This window comes from Streptomyces yongxingensis (assembly GCF_055597465.1).
Genome location: NZ_CM145717.1, coordinates 5,466,529 through 5,482,517, shown reverse-complemented (window position 1 = coordinate 5,482,517; position 15,989 = coordinate 5,466,529). Strand labels below are relative to the sequence as shown.

General features: G+C 71.8%; 16 protein-coding genes and 1 pseudogene. 14 read left to right on the top strand and 3 right to left on the bottom strand.

The genetic code is table 11. The features are described from left to right. Positions 1 to 25 precede the first annotated feature (25 nt). Both ACZ6TD_RS23450 and ACZ6TD_RS23445 read right to left on the bottom strand, forming a co-directional pair. Complete coding sequence (locus ACZ6TD_RS23450; protein ID WP_471357147.1) at positions 26 to 1,198, bottom strand: pyridoxal phosphate-dependent aminotransferase; 1,173 nt, start codon at positions 1,196 to 1,198, stop codon at positions 26 to 28. Positions 1,199 to 1,305: 107 nt separating this feature from the next. Then, positions 1,306 to 1,686 carry a VOC family protein gene (locus tag ACZ6TD_RS23445; RefSeq protein WP_471357144.1) on the bottom strand — a complete coding sequence of 127 codons (381 nt, stop codon included), beginning with the start codon at positions 1,684 to 1,686 and terminating at the stop codon, positions 1,306 to 1,308. 110 nt (positions 1,687 to 1,796) lie between these two features. On the opposite strand from ACZ6TD_RS23445, the gene ACZ6TD_RS23440 reads away from it, so the two are divergent. Further along, positions 1,797 to 1,880 (top strand): hypothetical protein, encoded by an 84-nt coding sequence (locus tag ACZ6TD_RS23440; protein WP_471357976.1) that lies wholly within the window; start codon positions 1,797 to 1,799, stop codon positions 1,878 to 1,880. Positions 1,881 to 1,950: 70 nt separating this feature from the next. On the opposite strand, the gene ACZ6TD_RS23435 is transcribed toward ACZ6TD_RS23440, so the two are convergent. Continuing rightward, on the bottom strand, positions 1,951 to 2,415 hold the full coding sequence (locus ACZ6TD_RS23435; RefSeq protein WP_471357143.1) for a hypothetical protein: 465 nt from the start codon (positions 2,413 to 2,415) through the stop codon (positions 1,951 to 1,953). A 208-nt stretch (positions 2,416 to 2,623) separates the two neighbouring features. Between ACZ6TD_RS23435 and ACZ6TD_RS23430 the strand changes: the two genes are divergently transcribed. The 13 genes and pseudogenes from ACZ6TD_RS23430 to kynU all read left to right on the top strand — a co-directional run bounded on the left by ACZ6TD_RS23430 (position 2,624) and on the right by kynU (position 15,986). Beyond that, positions 2,624 to 3,568 (top strand): DUF5996 family protein, encoded by a 945-nt coding sequence (locus tag ACZ6TD_RS23430; protein WP_471357141.1) that lies wholly within the window; start codon positions 2,624 to 2,626, stop codon positions 3,566 to 3,568. Between the two features lie 146 nt (positions 3,569 to 3,714). Beyond that, complete coding sequence (locus ACZ6TD_RS23425) at positions 3,715 to 4,635, top strand: alpha/beta fold hydrolase (protein WP_471357974.1); 921 nt, start codon at positions 3,715 to 3,717, stop codon at positions 4,633 to 4,635. Between the two features lie 108 nt (positions 4,636 to 4,743). Next, positions 4,744 to 5,040 (top strand): hypothetical protein, encoded by a 297-nt coding sequence (locus tag ACZ6TD_RS23420; RefSeq protein WP_471357139.1) that lies wholly within the window; start codon positions 4,744 to 4,746, stop codon positions 5,038 to 5,040. Positions 5,041 to 5,389: 349 nt separating this feature from the next. Further along, positions 5,390 to 5,905: pseudogene (locus tag ACZ6TD_RS23415) on the top strand (DUF2617 family protein); the annotation flags it as partial. A gap of 267 nt (positions 5,906 to 6,172) precedes the next feature. Next, on the top strand, positions 6,173 to 7,747 hold the full coding sequence (locus ACZ6TD_RS23410; protein WP_471357971.1) for a polyamine aminopropyltransferase: 1,575 nt from the start codon (positions 6,173 to 6,175) through the stop codon (positions 7,745 to 7,747). A gap of 149 nt (positions 7,748 to 7,896) precedes the next feature. Further along, the gene (locus ACZ6TD_RS23405) at positions 7,897 to 8,784 is read left to right on the top strand and encodes an SRPBCC domain-containing protein (RefSeq protein WP_471357136.1); all 888 of its coding nucleotides are present in this window, start codon (positions 7,897 to 7,899) and stop codon (positions 8,782 to 8,784) included. Between the two features lie 25 nt (positions 8,785 to 8,809). After that, on the top strand, positions 8,810 to 9,625 hold the full coding sequence (locus tag ACZ6TD_RS23400; RefSeq protein WP_471357134.1) for an aldose epimerase family protein: 816 nt from the start codon (positions 8,810 to 8,812) through the stop codon (positions 9,623 to 9,625). A 60-nt stretch (positions 9,626 to 9,685) separates the two neighbouring features. After that, a complete protein-coding gene (pyrE, locus tag ACZ6TD_RS23395) occupies positions 9,686 to 10,231 on the top strand; it encodes an orotate phosphoribosyltransferase (protein WP_198279142.1) in 546 nt (181 codons plus the stop codon). A gap of 176 nt (positions 10,232 to 10,407) precedes the next feature. Continuing rightward, positions 10,408 to 11,430 carry a class II fructose-bisphosphate aldolase gene (gene fbaA, locus ACZ6TD_RS23390; RefSeq protein WP_471357130.1) on the top strand — a complete coding sequence of 341 codons (1,023 nt, stop codon included), beginning with the start codon at positions 10,408 to 10,410 and terminating at the stop codon, positions 11,428 to 11,430. A gap of 109 nt (positions 11,431 to 11,539) precedes the next feature. Further along, entirely contained in the window at positions 11,540 to 13,105 is a 1,566-nt protein-coding gene (locus ACZ6TD_RS23385) for an MFS transporter (protein ID WP_471357128.1), read from the top strand. A 63-nt stretch (positions 13,106 to 13,168) separates the two neighbouring features. Beyond that, positions 13,169 to 13,582, top strand: coding sequence for a DUF3151 domain-containing protein (locus tag ACZ6TD_RS23380; RefSeq protein WP_014178261.1), 414 nt, complete (start codon positions 13,169 to 13,171; stop codon positions 13,580 to 13,582). A gap of 261 nt (positions 13,583 to 13,843) precedes the next feature. Beyond that, complete coding sequence (locus ACZ6TD_RS23375; RefSeq protein WP_471357125.1) at positions 13,844 to 14,686, top strand: tryptophan 2,3-dioxygenase family protein; 843 nt, start codon at positions 13,844 to 13,846, stop codon at positions 14,684 to 14,686. Then, entirely contained in the window at positions 14,679 to 15,986 is a 1,308-nt protein-coding gene (kynU, locus tag ACZ6TD_RS23370; RefSeq protein ID WP_471357123.1) for a kynureninase, read from the top strand. Before ACZ6TD_RS23375 ends, kynU begins: the two co-directional genes overlap by 8 nt. Positions 15,987 to 15,989 lie beyond the last annotated feature (3 nt).

Genomic DNA, 15,989 nt, shown 5'->3' with positions numbered 1-15,989 from the left:
CCCCAGGGTCGCCGGCGGGGCCGCGTCAGCCAGCGGCGAGGGTCTTGAGGCGGGCCACGGCGTCCGTAAGGACCTCTTCGCGCTTGCAGAAGGCGAAGCGCACGAAGGGCGAGCCCTGGTCCTGGTGGTCGTAGAAGACCGCGTTCGGCACCGCGACCACACCGCAGCGCTCGGGGAGGGAGCGGCAGAAGGCGAAACCGTCGGTCTCGCCGAGGGGGCGGATGTCGGTGGTGATGAAGTACGTCCCCGAGGGGCGGAAGACGTGGAAGCCCGCGTCGGTCAGGCCGTCGGCCAGCAGATCGCGCTTGGCGCGCAGATCGTCCCGGATGCCGTGGAAATAGGCGTCGGGGAGGGCCAGCGCCTCGGCCACCGCGTACTGGAAGGGACCCGCCGAGACATAGGTGAGGTACTGCTTGGCCGAGCGCACCGCCGTGACCAGCTCGGGGGCACCGGTCACCCAGCCGACCTTCCAGCCCGTGAACGAAAACGTCTTTCCGCTGCTGCTGATGGTGACCGTCCGCTCGCGCATCCCGGGGAAGGAGACGAGCGGGGTGTGCCCGGTGCCGAAGACGAGGTGCTCGTAGACCTCGTCGGTGACCACCAGCAGATCGCGCTCGACGGCGAGCTCGGCGACCGCGGCCAGCTCGTCATGGGTGAGCACGGTGCCAGTGGGGTTGTGCGGGGTGTTGAGCAGGATGAGCCGGGTGCGGTCGGTGACGGCGGCGCGCAGCTCGTCCAGGTCCAGGCGGAAGGTGTCACCGTCGGGGCGGAGGGTGACGGGGACGCGGACGCCGCCCGCCATGGCGACACAGGCGGCGTACGAGTCGTAGTACGGCTCCAGCGCGATCACCTCGTCGCCCGGCTCCACCAGCGCCAGCAGCGACGCCGCGATGGCCTCGGTGGCGCCCGCGGTGATCAGCACCTCGGTGTCGGGGTCGAAGCCCAGGCCGTACCAGCGCCGCTGGTGCTCGGTGACGGCGGCGCGCAGCTCGGGCACGCCGGGGCCCGGCGGGTACTGATTGCCCCGCCCGTCGCGCAGCGCCCGGACGGCGGCCTCCCGCACCTCCTCGGGGCCGTCGGTGTCCGGGAAGCCCTGCCCGAGGTTGATGGCGCCGGTGCGCACGGCGAGGGCGGACATCTCGGCGAAGATCGTGGTGCCGAAGGCGGCCAGTCGGCGGTTGAGCGGCGGTCGTCCCATGGCGCCCATACTCCGCCGAACCATCGGCCTCCATCAACTCTGCCCCGGCCCGCGCGGGGGGCGCGCTCGCCGGTTTCGGGACCGGGATGCCCTCGTAAGGGGCCAGGTCAGGGCCAGACGTTGGCCTGCGCCCGAAAAGCCTCGGGGTCGCTTTCCACGGGCAGCACGCACACCAAGTGGCCACCGGGAACGCGTAGCACCCGGCACTCCTGCCACCGCGAAATCTGCTCGGCACCCAGGGCGAGCAAGCGCGTGGTTTCCGCCTCGACGTCGTCGGTCTCGATGTCCAGGTGGATACGAGGTGCGTCGTCGACCGCTTGGACGGCGGTGACCAGCCCCGGCAGAGCCTCATGGAGCGTGGTGAATTGCGGCTCCGGCGCAAACGGCTCAGCGGTGACGCCGAGAGCCGCTGACCAGAAGGCGGTCGCCCGAGCAGCCTCGGCTTCCGGCGTGTCGATCAAAACGGCGTACACACGGCTCCGATGCATGTACGGCACCTACCCCCGTGAGCCGACGGCCAGTCGCGGCACGCTTGCCGCGTAGAGCGGCTGGCTGACGGGCGCACCTTTTGGAGCATCACCCGTGGAAGAACCCCGAGGTGTCGGCGGTGCGGATCGTCGCGGGCTCGGATGCCTACCTGCGGTGGGTGGAGCGGACCACTGAGCCCGAGTCCGGGAGCTGACCTCTCAGGGCGCGTTCGGTCTCGTCCGCGTCTCCGGCAGCGGCGCCTGCGGCGCTACCTTGCAAGCGTCTCAGAGGTGCCTCTTGCCTGCGGTGACAAGTCGGCTGATGTCGTCACGGGTCCGCACTCTGAGATCGTCGAGTTCGGCCCTGTTGTCAGCCTTGGCCAGTCCCGTGATGTCTGCAAGCACGTCCTCCGCGGCCTGGCTCAGCGTCTCGTCGTCCGTGAGCATCTGCATCCGGAAGAGGGCTTCTTGGGCATTGGAGCGCAAGTCGTAGGCGCGGATGCGCACGGTGTCCGGGCTCTCGTGCGGGGGATGTTCGTGCTCACAGAACCAGAGGTGAACGAGGCAGCGACGGTAGTTGATCAACGCGCCGGCATAGACGGAGTAGGCATCGAGTCGCTCCTGCCGGAGCGTCTCGCGACGGGTGAACTGATGGCTCCTGTCGGTGGTGCGCTGCTGGAACGCCAGGGTGATCGCCGAACCCAGCAGCGTTCCGAGGACGGCTATGGCGCTGGCGATGATGGTCTCCACGACCCAAAGCTGATCACATGTCGAACTTCGTGCGTCGTGGGAGCAACTGCCGTCGCGCCTCCGCGCCAGCACCACCTTCCATCCGGTGCGGGGATCACTCGCTGGTCTTCTGCGTTGGTTTTGGGTGGCGGAATGGGCGGGTACTCGGCCGGGCCGGATTCCAACGACCACGCGTTGTGCCAAAGCCGGGAGCCCCGCGGGAGGCGAGATGGCCAAGCAGAGGACACCGCAGGCCGGCGCCTGGCCGCGGCTTCGGCTGGAGGACTGGGCCGAGACCCGGGACACGCTGCACATGTGGACCCAGATCGTCGGCAAGATCCGGCTGGACCACGCGCCACCGGCCAATCAGTGGTGGCAGGTGACCTTGTACGTCACCCCGCGCGGGCTGAGCACGTCCACGGTCCCGTATCGGACCGGGGCGTTCGATATCGAGTTCGATTTTGTCGAGCACCGGCTGGGGATCCGGGTCAGCGACGGAAGCCGGCGCGAGCTGGCGCTGGAGTCCAAACCGGTGGCCCAGTTCTACTCCGAGGTCATGGGCGTGCTGGGAGATCTGGGCATCCAGACCCGGATGTACCCCCGGCCGAACGAGGTGCCCGTGGCGATCCCGTTCCCGGAGGACCACCGGCACGCGGCCTACGACCCGTACGCCACCCGGCTCTTCTGGGGCCAGTTGCTGAGCGCGCACCGGGTGTTCGGGGAATTCCGGTCCCATTTCGTCGGCAAGGCCAGCCCCGTGCACTTCTTCTGGGGAGCGATGGACCTGTGCGTCACCCGCTTCTCCGGCCGCACCGCGCCGCCGCATCCCCCCGGCGGTGTGCCGAACCTGCCGGACCGGGTGACGCAGGAGGCGTACTCCGTCGAGCTCTCCAGCTGCGGCTTCTGGCCCGGTGGCGGCGAGGAGGGCGGCTTCTACTCCTACGCCTACCCCGAGCCCGCCGGCTTCGCCGACCAGCCGGTCCACCCCGAGGCGGCCTCGTACCGGCGGGATGTCGGCGAGTTCGTGCTGCCCTACGAGGCGGTCGCCACCGCACCCGATCCGGACCGGACGCTGAGCGAATTCCTGCACAGCACCTATGAGGCGGCCGCCGAACTGGCCGACTGGGACCGCGCGGTCCTGGAAGCCGACCCCCATCACTGGGAGCATCGCTAGCCAGGTCCTACTGGCTCAGAGGGCTGTCCCCCGGGCGAGCTACGGGCGGGTGCGCTCCGCGTGGGGACGATCCCGGGGTTCCGGATCCATAGCGTGTGGGTCAGTCGCGGGGAGCGGCTGACCCACACGTCCGAGGGGGAGACATGATGATCCGCAGTGCCAGGGTGTCCGCCGTGATCGCGCTGTCCTGTGCCGTGGCCGGTGTGGGGCTGGTCGGCTGTGAGGATTCCTCGAAGGCGGATGCGGAGACGTCCGCCGCCGCTCCGGAGAAGGCGGGTGATCGGGGCTCGCTCACCGGCACCAAGAAGATCGAGGTCGGCGGCCGGTCGGTGAACGTGTCCTGTTCGGGGACTCCGGCGGACGGCAGGCCGGTGATCATGCTCATGGCCGGGGGCGGCGACGGTCTGGAGAAGATGGCCGGGATCCAGAAGACCCTGAGCAAGGAGAACCGGGTCTGCTCCTACGACCGGCTCGGCGAAGGCGCCAGCGACCAGCCCGGCGGGCCGCAGACCCTCGAGAGCACGGGGAAGGTGCTGACCGCGGTGCTCGACCGGGTCGCCGGTGACGACCCGGTCGTCCTGGCCGGGCATTCGCTGGGCGGGCTGATCGCCGCCCGGTACGCCCCCGACCATCGGGACAGGATCGAGGGGCTGGTCCTGATGGACGCCACCTCACCGACCCAGATCGCCGATCTCAACAAGGGAATTCCCGAATCCGCCACCGGCCCGGCGGTCGAACTGCGTGAACAGACCCTCGCGCTCCTTCACGGCGGGAAGCCGGAGCGGCTCACGGTTCCGGACGGGAAGGTCCGTTCCGCCGGGGACATCCCGGTGGAGGTGATCCACCACGGGAAGCGGTATCTCGCGGAGGTGCCCGACTACGGGCCGGGCCTGGAGCGGGCGTGGACCGACGGCCAGCGCAAGTGGCTCGCGGTCTCCAGCCGCAGCAGGCTGAGCACCGCCACGAGCAGCGCGCACTACATCTACGTCGACCAGCCGGACGTCGCCGTGCGGGCGATCGAGCGCGTCGCCGTTCAGGCCGTGGACCGTGCGCAGGGCGCGCGCTGAACCTCTGGACTTCCTCAACTTCGCTTTGACCCCCCATGAGGTCGGGCATGGGACCCGGCAGGTACGAAGCGGTACCTCGCTACGGGGGTTGGAAGGAGAGTGAGGACCATGGGTCCTGTTGTCATCTTGGTCGTGCTGGCGTTCACGTTCGCGGCGCTCGCCGCGCTGGGCGCCGGTCGGTCGAAGGGGTACAGCGGGCGGCGCAAGCGGTCCTGGGGCGCCGGGTCCAGTGGGGCCGCCGGTGGCGGCTGGTGGGCCGGTGGCGACGGCGGCGGCGGTGGTGGCCATCACGGGGGTGGTCACCACGGCGGCGGTGGCTGCGGCGGCGGAGGCGGCTGCGGTGGCGGGGGTGGCTGCGGTGGTGGCGGCGGTGGTGGTGGCGGTGGCTGCGGCGGGGGCGCCTGACCCGCGGTTCCCGCGGCCTTCGCGGTCGCCGCGCGGCCTCGCGGTCGCCATGCCGTTCTTACGGTTGCCACGCCGTCCTTACGGCCGTGAAGCGATGAGCCAGCGCCCGGCGCGCCAACGTGCGCCGGGCGCTGGCTTGTTGAACACTTGACCTAGGGAGCGCCCTAGGGGGTGGAAACCCGGCGAAGGTGGGTAAAAACGATGTGGCGCCCAGCATTTCATGATTCCGTATACCACCAATCGACCTTACGGCCCCACGTGGGCACGAGCCACCGTATGCGCATGCCCCTGGTCCCCCGCGGGGCGAGCTGGCCCATCTCTTTCCACTGCGTGCTTGCGGAGCCGATCCATGCTCACGACCCTCAAGACTGCCTACACCGATACCCGCGCCGCTGACCTCGCCTGGGGCCTGGGGCGGGAACCGCTTCCCGCCCTCGCCGTGCTTGATCTTCAACTCCATGGCTTTGACGTCCAGTTGAGGCTTCTGGGCGCCTCGCACCAGGTCCTCCTCGAAGGGGAGGGCAGCCGTTGCTCGGAGACCGTGGCCTGTATGTCCGGCAACAGCACCCCGCTTCCGCTGGGGGTTTCCACCCTCGTCGACGGCCGCGAATACGAATTCGCGGCGCGCGTCGAGGAGTTGTCGCAAGGGGCCTTCGCGGGGCGCGCCCAGGAGCTGCTCGCGCTGGTGGCCGACCATCCGCACGGCCTGGCCGGTACGTTCCCCGGCAGTCCGAACGCGTTCACGGCGCTGCTCGCGCAGTGGAACGAGGGCACGGTGGGCTGGCGGACCTGGCACGCCTACCCCCAGGAGGGGCGGTTGGTCACCACCCGCACCTGTGTGGGGGCCCGGGTGCCGGCCGCGCTCCGGCCGCCGGGCGCGGGCGGGCTCGATATGAGCGGTCTGCCGGGTGGGCTGTCAGGTGGCCTGCCGGGTGGTCTGCCCAGCGGTCTGCCGGGGGGACTGTCGGACGGGCTGTCGGGCGGGGTGTCGCCCCAAGTTCCCTGCGTCTGAAGGGGATCGCGGGTGGGCGAGAGGCCATCGATGCCAGATGTGCGAACGGCAATGCACTCGTGTGGGGGACGAGACGTAAGCGATATGTGACGTAGCGTTCCCTTTGTGATCGATTCGCCCATGTCCGCCGTCTCGGATGCGCCGTCGTCGCCGGAATCCGGCCCCCCGGCGCGGCTGCCCGTGCGGGCGGGGCTCGGCCGCTTTCTCGTGCTCGGCACGGTCTTCGTCTGCGCCGCCTGCGGGCTCGTCTACGAGCTCGAACTCGTCGCCCTGGCCTCGTACTTGGCGGGTGACTCGGTCACCCAGGCATCCGTGGTGCTGTCCGTGATGGTCTTCGCCATGGGCGTCGGCTCGCTGCTGGCCAAGCGGCTGCGCTGCCGGGCCGCCGTGGGCTTCGGCGCGGTGGAGGCGGTGCTCGCGCTCGTCGGCGGCTGCTCGGCGATGGCACTGTACGCGTGCTTCGCGTGGGGCGGTCACTCGCGCTCCGCGCTCGTCGGCGTCTCGTTCGCCATCGGTGTGCTCATCGGGGCCGAGGTGCCGCTGCTGATGACCCTCATCCAGCGGGTGCGCCGGCAGGACGCGGGCGGCGCGGTGGCCGATCTGTTCGCGGCGGACTACGTGGGCGCGCTGGTCGGCGGGCTCGCCTTTCCCTTTCTGCTGCTGCCCGCGTTCGGGCAACTGACCGGCGCGCTGGTCACCGGCGCGGTCAACGCGGTCGCGGGCGGGGCGCTGGTGCTGTGGCTGTTCCGCCGCGATCTGAGCGTACGGGCGCGGTGGACGCTGATCGTCGCCAACGGGCTGGTGCTCGCCGCGCTGGCCGCCGGTGCCGTGCTGACCCCCTCCTTCGAGCGGGCCGCCCGACAGGCCGTCTACGGGCCGGGGGTGCGGGTCGCGCTGCGCACCGGCGAGCAGGAGATCGTGCTGGTGGGCGGGGGGACGAGCGGGCGGCCGCTGTCCCTCTTCCTCAACGGGCGGCTGCGGGTCAGCGGGCGCGACGAGGTCCGCTACCACGAGGCGCTGATCCACCCGGCGATGGCCGCCGGACCGCACGGCCGGGTCCTGGTGCTGGGCGGGGGCGACGGGCTCGCGGCGCGCGAGATCCTGCGGTACGCGGGGGTCCGGTCGGTGACCGTCGTGGAGCGCGACGCGGAGGTGGTGCGGCTGGCCCGGCGCGATCCCGGCCTGTCCGCGCTCAACGGCGCCGCCTACCGCGATCCGCGGGTGCGGGCGGTGACGGCGGACGCCTTCGACTGGCTGCGCCGGTCCATGGCGTACGACGTGGTGGTGTGCGATCTGCCCGCCCCCGAGCTCACCCCGAGCACCAAGTACTACTCCCAGGAGTTCTACGGCCTGGCCGAGCGGGTGCTGGCGCCCGGCGGCCGGCTGGTGGTCCACGCCGGGCCGCTGCGGCCCGATCCGCGGGCGTTCTGGACGGTGGACGCGACGATGCGCTCGGTCGGGCTGCGGACCACTCCGTATGTGATCGGCGCCCCGCGCCCCGGGCGCGGCAGTCCGCACGACTGGGGCTTCGTCCTGGCGGCGCGCTCCCCGGTCGGGCTGCGGCTGGCCCCGCACCGGCCGCGGCCGCGCTCGCTCACGGAGGAGGGGCTGCGGGCGGCCCGCCGCAGGGCCGAGCGCGACCGAGAGGCCGGTCTGTCCCCGTCGACGCTCATGCGTCCGCGCTATGGGGAGTGACGCCCCGGCGGGCCCGGTGGCGAGCGCCCACCCGCGTGCGGGGCGTGTCCGCGCGCCGGGGGCTCGCGTCGGCGGTGTGCGTCAGCGGCACGCGGAAAGTTGCCCGGGAACGGGTCTCAGGGAACGTGCGATGGGTACTGTTTTGACCTATGGAGCATGAGGTGTTCGTTCCGTTTCCCGTCGACACCGTCCGGCTGGCGCTCGCGGAGCCCGCCCGCGTCGCCCGTTGCGTTCCCGGGCTCCAGCAGGACGCCGATGAGGCCGCCGGTCCGCTGGCCGGCCGGCTACGGCTGCGCATCGGCGGGTCCACCATCACCTATCGCGGCTCGCTGCGCGTCGTCCCGCGCGCCGATGGCTTCGAGGTCGAGGGCGAGGGCAGCGAGGCGCGCGGCAGCGGCTCGGTGAAGCTCGCGCTGACCATCACGCCGAAGCCCGTCGAGGGCGGTACGGAGCTGAACTGCTCCGGGACGGTCCACAGCGACGGGCGGCTGGCCGAGTTCGACGACGAGGCGTCCATCACCGTGGCCCGCCGCATGCTGGATCGGTTCGCCGCGGCGCTCACGGCCGGTCTTGAGACGTCCCCGATCAGCGCGCCCACGGAGGACGAGGCCCCCGGCCAGGCCGCTGACGAGACCACCGACGCGGCCGTTGAAGCGGGCGGGGCCGCCGCCGCGGACGAGACCGGGCTGCCGACCGAGGCCGAGCTTCCGCTGTCGGCCGACGACATGGACATCGAGGACGTCGGCGACCTCGAGGACCTCGACGAGGTGGGCGCCGTCGAGGAGCCCGTCGGCTTCGGCGATCTCGACGACCTGGACGAGGAGCCCCCGGCCGAGGCCGCCCACGCCCGCCGCACGATGATCGGCCGCTCCACCGAGGAGGTCGACCACGCACCGCCGCGCGGCCGCTACGCCCCGGTCCCCGCACCCGAGACCGTCTCCACCAGCGCCACCCTGCGCTGGGCCGCGCCCGCCGCGGCCGTCGTGCTCGCCTCCGTCGTCGTCGTGGGCCGTCGCGTGCTTCGCCGCCGCCGATGAGCGTGGGCGCATAGGCTCGGTGTTTGTGACCACCGAAGACACAACGGAGACCAAGGGCGTACGGCTGACCGCCGGGGACGCCGAGCTGACCGTCTCACCCGAGAACGGCTGCCGTATCGGTTCATTGCGCATCGGCGGTACGGAGCTGCTGCGGCAGGGTCCGCGGTTCGGGTCGTTCCCGATGGTGCCGTGGTGCGGCCGGACCGGTCTTGGCCGGTTCCGCAACGGCGGGCGGACCCACCAACTGCCCATCAACTCCCCGCCGCACGCGATCCACGGGACCGGCCGGAACGTCGAATGGGCCCCCGCCGGCACGGGTCAGTCCAGCGCGGCCTTCACCTACGACCTCGCCGACCCCTGGCCGTACGAGGGCCGGGTCACCCAGAGCTTCGAGCTCTCCCCGGACAGCCTGACCGTCACCATGAGCGTGGAGACCGAGGGCGATTCCTTCCCGGCGCAGGCGGGCTGGCATCCGTGGTTCCTGCGGAACCTGGGCGACGGCGGCGCCGATGCCGAGATCGCCTTCGACGCCGCGTGGCAGGAGGAGCGCGGCGAGGACCACCTCCCCACCGGCCGCCGGATCGCGCCGAAGCCCGGCCCCTGGGACGACTGCTTCGGGATGCCGCAGGGGGTGGACGTCACGCTCACCTGGCCCGGCCGGCTCGAGCTGAAGGTCACCAGCCGGACGGAGTGGGTGGTCGTCTACGACGAGCAGGCGGAGGCGGTGTGCGTGGAACCGCAGTCCGGCCCGCCCAACGGCCTCAACCTCATGCCGCGGCTGGTCACCCCCATCGATCCGCTGGAGATCGCCATGACCTGGAGCTGGCGCACACTGGCCTGACGCGGTCGGTCTCACGGTACGGAGCGGCTTGGGGGGTTCCGAGGGCCACCGCATAAGCTCATGCGCATGAGCGATGCGCGTGACGCCCTGCTGCAGCAGATCAAGGACAAGGCCGTGGTCCACGGCAAGGTGACCCTCTCCTCCGGGCGTGAGGCCGACTACTACATCGACCTGCGCCGGATCACCCTGGACGCCGAGGCCGCGCCGCTGGTCGGGCAGGTCATGCTCGAGACCACGGCCGATCTGGAGTACGACGCGGTGGGCGGGCTGACGCTGGGCGCCGACCCGGTGGCCACGTCCATGCTGCACGCGGCCGCCGCGCGCGGGCGCCGGCTCGACGCCTTCGTGGTCCGCAAGGCCCAGAAGACGCACGGGATGCAGCGGCGGATCGAGGGCCCGGACATCGCGGGCCGCCGGGTGCTGGTGGTCGAGGACACCTCCACCACCGGCGGTTCGCCGCTGACCGCGGTGGAGGCGGCACGGGAGGCGGGCGCGGAGGTCGTCGCGGTCGCGACGATCGTCGAGCGCGGTGCCGCGCCCGCGATCGCGGACGCCGGGCTGCCGTACCTCCCGGCGTACTCGCTCACCGACCTCGGGCTGAGCTGAATCCCGCAGGCTGGGGAGGTGGGAGGTTTCACGTGAAACCACCCACCCCCGTCCGTGTGGTCTCGGCGTGCGCCGTGTGGAGCAACCGGCGGAGTCTGGGATTATGGCCCCGACGATGACGTCGCCCCTAGGTCAGGGCCAAGTACGACTAACCCGCACATACAAGGAGCGGTCAGATGCCCATCGCATCCCCTGAGATCTACAACGAGATGCTCGACCGGGCGAAGGCGGGCAAGTTCGCCTACCCGGCGATCAACGTGACCTCGACGCAGACTCTGCACGCCGCCCTGCGCGGCTTCGCCGAGGCGGAGAGCGACGGCATCGTCCAGATCTCCACCGGTGGTGCCGAGTTCCTGGGTGGCCAGTACAAGAAGGACATGGTGACCGGTGCGGTCGGCCTCGCCGAGCTCGCGCATGTCGTGGCCGAGAAGTACCCGGTCAACATCGCCCTCCACACCGACCACTGCCCGAAGGACAAGCTGGACGGCTATGTCCGTCCGCTGCTCAAGGTCTCCCAGGAGCGCGTCGCCAAGGGCCAGAACCCGCTGTTCCAGTCCCACATGTGGGACGGCTCCGCCGAGACCCTCGCCGACAACCTCGACATCGCGCAGGAGCTGCTCGCCGAGGCGGTCAAGGCGAAGATCATCCTCGAGGTCGAGATCACCCCGACCGGTGGCGAGGAGGACGGCGTCACGCACGAGATCAACGACAAGCTGTACACGACGGTGGACGACGCCCTGCGCACCGCCGAGGCCCTGGGCCTGGGCGACAAGGGTCGCTACCTGCTGGCCGCCTCCTTCGGCAACGTCCACGGCGTCTACAAGCCGGGCAATGTCGTCCTCCGCCCGGAGCTGCTGCGTGACCTCCAGGACGGTGTCGGCGCGAAGTACGGCAAGCAGGACCCGTTCTTCTTCGTCTTCCACGGCGGCTCGGGCTCCACGGAGCAGGAGATCCGCACCGCGCTGGAGAACGGCGTGGTGAAGATGAACCTCGACACGGACACCCAGTACGCCTTCACCCGTCCGATCGCGGACCACATGTTCCGCAACTACGACGGGGTGCTGAAGGTCGATGGCGAGGTCGGCAACAAGAAGACGTACGACCCGCGGAGCTGGGGGAAGCTGGCCGAGCAGGGGATGGCCGAGCGGGTCACCAAGGCTTGTGCGGATCTTCGGTCCACGGGCACGAAGCTGAAGTAGTCCTTCGGCTCGCCCCTTCGGGCCCGGCTCCTCGCCTTGCGGCGAGTTCGCCGGGCCCGTTTGTGTCCTGGGCTGGCCCCGGGAGCGCTGCCCGGGGGATCATCCAGGTATGGCAGGTGTGCGACTGTCCGTGCCGGCCGGGCGGTGGCTGGTGTTCACCACCGTGCTGGGCTCCGCCATGGCCCTGCTCGACAGCACCGTCGTCAATGTCGCCCTGCCGCACATCGGCCTCGACCTGGGCGCCGATCTGCCCGTACTGCAGTGGACCGTCAACGCCTACATGCTCACCCTCGCCGGGCTGATCCTGCTGGGCGGGGCGCTCGGGGACCGGTTCGGGCGGCGGCGGGTGTTCGTCATCGGGGTGGTGTGGTTCGCGCTGGCCTCGCTGGCGTGCGGGCTGGCGCCGAACGCCGGGGTGCTCATCGCCGCGCGTGCGTTCCAGGGCATCGGCGGGGCACTGCTCACCCCCGGGTCGCTGGCGCTGATCCAGTCGGTGATCCACCCCGATGACCGGGCGCGGGCGATCGGGCTGTGGTCCGGCTTCGGCGGCATCGGGGCGGCGATCGGGCCGTTCCTCGGCGGCTGGCTGGTGGACGGGCCCGGCTGGCGCTGGGTGTTCTTCATCAATGTGCCGCTGGCGGCGGTGTGTGTGCCGGTGGCTTTGCGCCACGTACCGGAGACCCTCGATCCGCGGGCGCGCGGCCGGTTCGACGTCCTCGGCGCCGTGCTGGGGGCGGCGGCCCTCGCCCTGGTCACCTATGCGCTGATCGCCGCGCCGCAGAAGGGCGCCTCGCCCGCCGTGGTGGTTCCGGGCGTCGCCGGGCTGGCGCTGGGGGCGCTCTTCATCGCCGTGGAGCGGAGGCTGCGCGAGCCCATGCTGCCGCTCTCCATCTTCGCCTCCCGTCAGTTCAGCGCCGTCAATGTGGTGACCCTGTGCGTCTACGCGGCCTTCGGCGGCTTCTTCTTCCTCTCGGTGCTCGACCTCCAGGTGGTGGTGGGCTACTCCGCGCTCGCCGCCGGTACCGCGCTGCTGCCCACGACCACCCTGATGCTGCTGCTGTCGGCCCGTTCGGGAGAGCTGGGCAAGCGCATCGGCCCGCGGATCCCGCTCACCCTCGGCCCGCTGCTGTGCGCGGCGGGGATGCTGCTGATGACCCGGGCCGGGGTGGGGGCGGTGTACTGGCGGGACATCCTGCCCGCGCTGTTGGTGCTGGGCCTGGGCATGGTCGTGGTGGTCGCCCCGCTCACCGCGACCGTCCTGGCCTCGGTGGACGTCGCCCGCGCGGGCCTGGCCAGCGGTGTCAACAACGCGGCGGCGCGGGCGGCCGGGCTGGTCGCGGTGGCGGCACTGCCACTGCTCGCGGGGATGGGCCCGGAGGCGTACCGATCGGCGGACGCCTTCTCGAGCACCTTCCGGCGGGCGATGCCGATCTGCGCCGGGGTGCTGGTGCTGGGGGCGGTCCTCGCCTGGCGCACGGTGCGCTCGGACGTGCTGGAGCAGGCGGGCGCGGAGGAGCCGGAGAGAGCCGGGGCCGCGGAGGGCACCGAGGGCGTCGCGCGGGCGGCGGGGCCGCCGTGCCGCCCCGAGTGCGCCTACCACTGCGGGGTGTCCGCGCCACCCCTGGACCCGGGAGAGCCACGCCTGGACCCGGGAGAGCGACCCCCGCGTACCTGACCCGCGTCCTCCTCATGGCTTGAGCGTGTCGGGTGGGGCCCCGGACCAGGCAGACTGGAACCCATGGCCATTCATGAGAACCTGCTCGGGGGACCGCCCCCGACCCATCTGCCCGACGACCCGGAGCCGCGCGAGCTGCTCGCCTCCGGCGCGGCCCCGGCCGAGGTCGCCGCGAAGTACCCGGCCTCCTCGCTCGCCTGGGCGCAGCTCGCCGACGAGGCGTTCGAGGCCGGCCGGGTGGTCGAGTCCTACGCGTACGCCCGCACCGGCTACCACCGCGGGCTCGACGCCCTGCGCCGCAGCGGCTGGAAGGGCCACGGCCCGGTGCCCTTCGAGCACGAGCCCAACCGGGGCTTCCTGCGCGCCCTGCACGCGCTCGCGCGCGCCGCGCAGTCCATCGGCGAGCAGGAGGAGTACGAGCGCTGCTCGACCTTCCTGCGCGAGAGCTCCCCGACCGCGGCGGACACGCTCTCCTGAGGCACGTCTCCTGAGGCACGTCTCCTGATGTCACGTCTCCTGATCCCGCCTCTCCTGATCCGCTGAGGCGGCGCGAGGCGCACCGGGCCTGTGGGGTGTCGCCTGCCCCACGGGCCCCTTCCGTACTTGCCGATCGTCCGCGCTGCGCGGATGATGCGGTGCGGGGCCCCTTCGGCTGTGGGCCCCGAGGGGACCGGGGCTCCGAGACCGAAAGGAAGGGGCGGACCGCTACCCGGTAGCGAGCAGTACTCAGGAGATGCGATGTCGCAGCAGCCTGTCCCTGACCACGCCGAGTCCGAAGCCCCCAATCTGGACTTCGCCGGCACCACGCCGTACGAGGACTACGTCCAGGCGTCCGTGCTCACCCACCTCCAGCACCCCCTCTCCGACGACCCCGGCGAGATGGTGTTCCTGGTCACCACCCAGGTCATGGAGCTGTGGTTCACCGTGATCGTCCATGAGTGGCAGACCGCCGCGCAGGCGCTGCGCGAGGACGATCTGCCCACCGCGATGGCCGCGCTCCAGCGCTCGGCCTACGAGCTGGAGTCGCTCAACGCCTCGTGGACACCGCTGGCCCATCTCACCCCCGGCCAGTTCAACGCGTACCGCTCCGCGCTCGGCGAGGGCTCCGGTTTCCAGTCGGCGATGTACCGGCGGATGGAGTTCCTGCTCGGCGAGAAGTCCGCGTCCATGCTCGTCCCGCACCGGGGCGCGCCGCGGGTCCACGCCGAGCTGGAGAAGGCGCTGACCGAGCCCAGCCTCTACGACGAGGTGTTGCGCTACCTCGCGCGGCGCGGCCTCGCCGTCCCGGCCGCGGTGCTGGACCGCGATCCCGCCCTGCGCCATGAACCGGATCCGGGGGTGGAGCGGGTCTGGGAGGAGATCTACTCCGGCCCGCGCGACAGTGAGCTGATCCGGCTCGGCGAGGCGCTCACCGAGGTCGCCGAGCTGGTGTGGCGCTGGCGCAATGACCACCTGGTGGCGACCCGGCGGGCGATGGGCTCCAAGACCGGCACCGGCGGCTCGGCCGGGGTCGCCTGGCTGGAGAAGCGCGCGGCCAAGAACGTCTTCCCCGAGCTGTGGACGGCGCGCAGCCATGTCTGACGCGACGATTCCGACGGAGTCGGCTGGTGCCGAGCCGACCGAGCCCGAGCCGGCCGCCACCCAGCCCGGTGCGGCCGAGCCCGGTCCGCCCAGGACCGCTCCGGCCGACGAGGCCGCCAGGCTCGACGCGGCCGACCCGCTGCGCGCCAAGCGCGACGCCTTCACCCTCGACGACACGATCTACCTCGACGGCAACTCACTGGGCGCGCTGCCCCGCGCCGTCCCGCCCCGGCTGGCCGATGTGGTCGCCCGCGAATGGGGTGAGCTGCGCATCCGCTCCTGGGAGGAGAGCGGCTGGTGGACCGCGCCGGAGCGGATCGGCGACCGCGTCGGCCGGCTCGTCGGCGCCGCCCCCGGCCAGGTGGTGGTGGGCGATTCGACGAGCGTGAACGTCTTCAAGGCGGTCGTCGCGGCCGTACGGATCGCCCAGGAGCGCGGCGCCCACCGCGATCAGATCCTGGTCGACGAGGCCACCTTCCCCACCGACGGCTATATCGCCGAGTCCGCCGCCCGGATGACCGGCTGCACCGTGCGGCCGGTGGCCGCGGGCGACGTCCCGACCGCCGTCGGCGCGCGCACCGCCGTCGCGCTCGTCAACCACGTGGACTACCGCACCGGCCGCCTCCACGACCTGCCCGGGATCACGGCCGCCGGGCACGCGGCGGGCGCGCTCGTGGTGTGGGACCTGTGCCACAGCGCGGGTGCCCTGCCGGTCGGGCTGGACGCCCATGGGGTGGACCTCGCGGTGGGCTGCACGTACAAGTACCTCAACGGCGGGCCCGGCGCGCCCGCGTATCTGTACGTCGCCCAGGCGCATCAGCCCCGCTTCGACTCGCCGCTGCCCGGCTGGAACTCGCATGCCGACCCCTTCGGCATGGCCTCCGCCTACACCCCGGCCGACGGCGCGGTCCGCGGCCGCGTCGGCACTCCGGACATCCTCTCGATGCTGGCGCTGGAGGCCGCGCTCGAGGTGTGGGACGACGTGACGATCGAGGACGTCAGGGCCAAGAGCCTGGCCCTGACGGACTTCTTCCTCCGCTGCGTCGAGACGTACGTCCCGGCGGGCCGCGTCCGGTCGATCACCCCCGCCGCGCACGCCGAGCGCGGCAGCCAGGTGGCGCTGCGGTGCGCGGCGGCGGAGGAGGCCGGGGAGGTGATGGCGGAGTTGGTGCGGCGCGGTGTCGTGGGCGACTTCCGCCGCCCCGATGTGCTGCGCTTCGGCTTCACCCCGCTCTACACGGGCTTCGCCGAGGTGGAACGGGCGGCTCGGGTGCTGGCCGACGTGCTGAAGGAGGGCTGACCG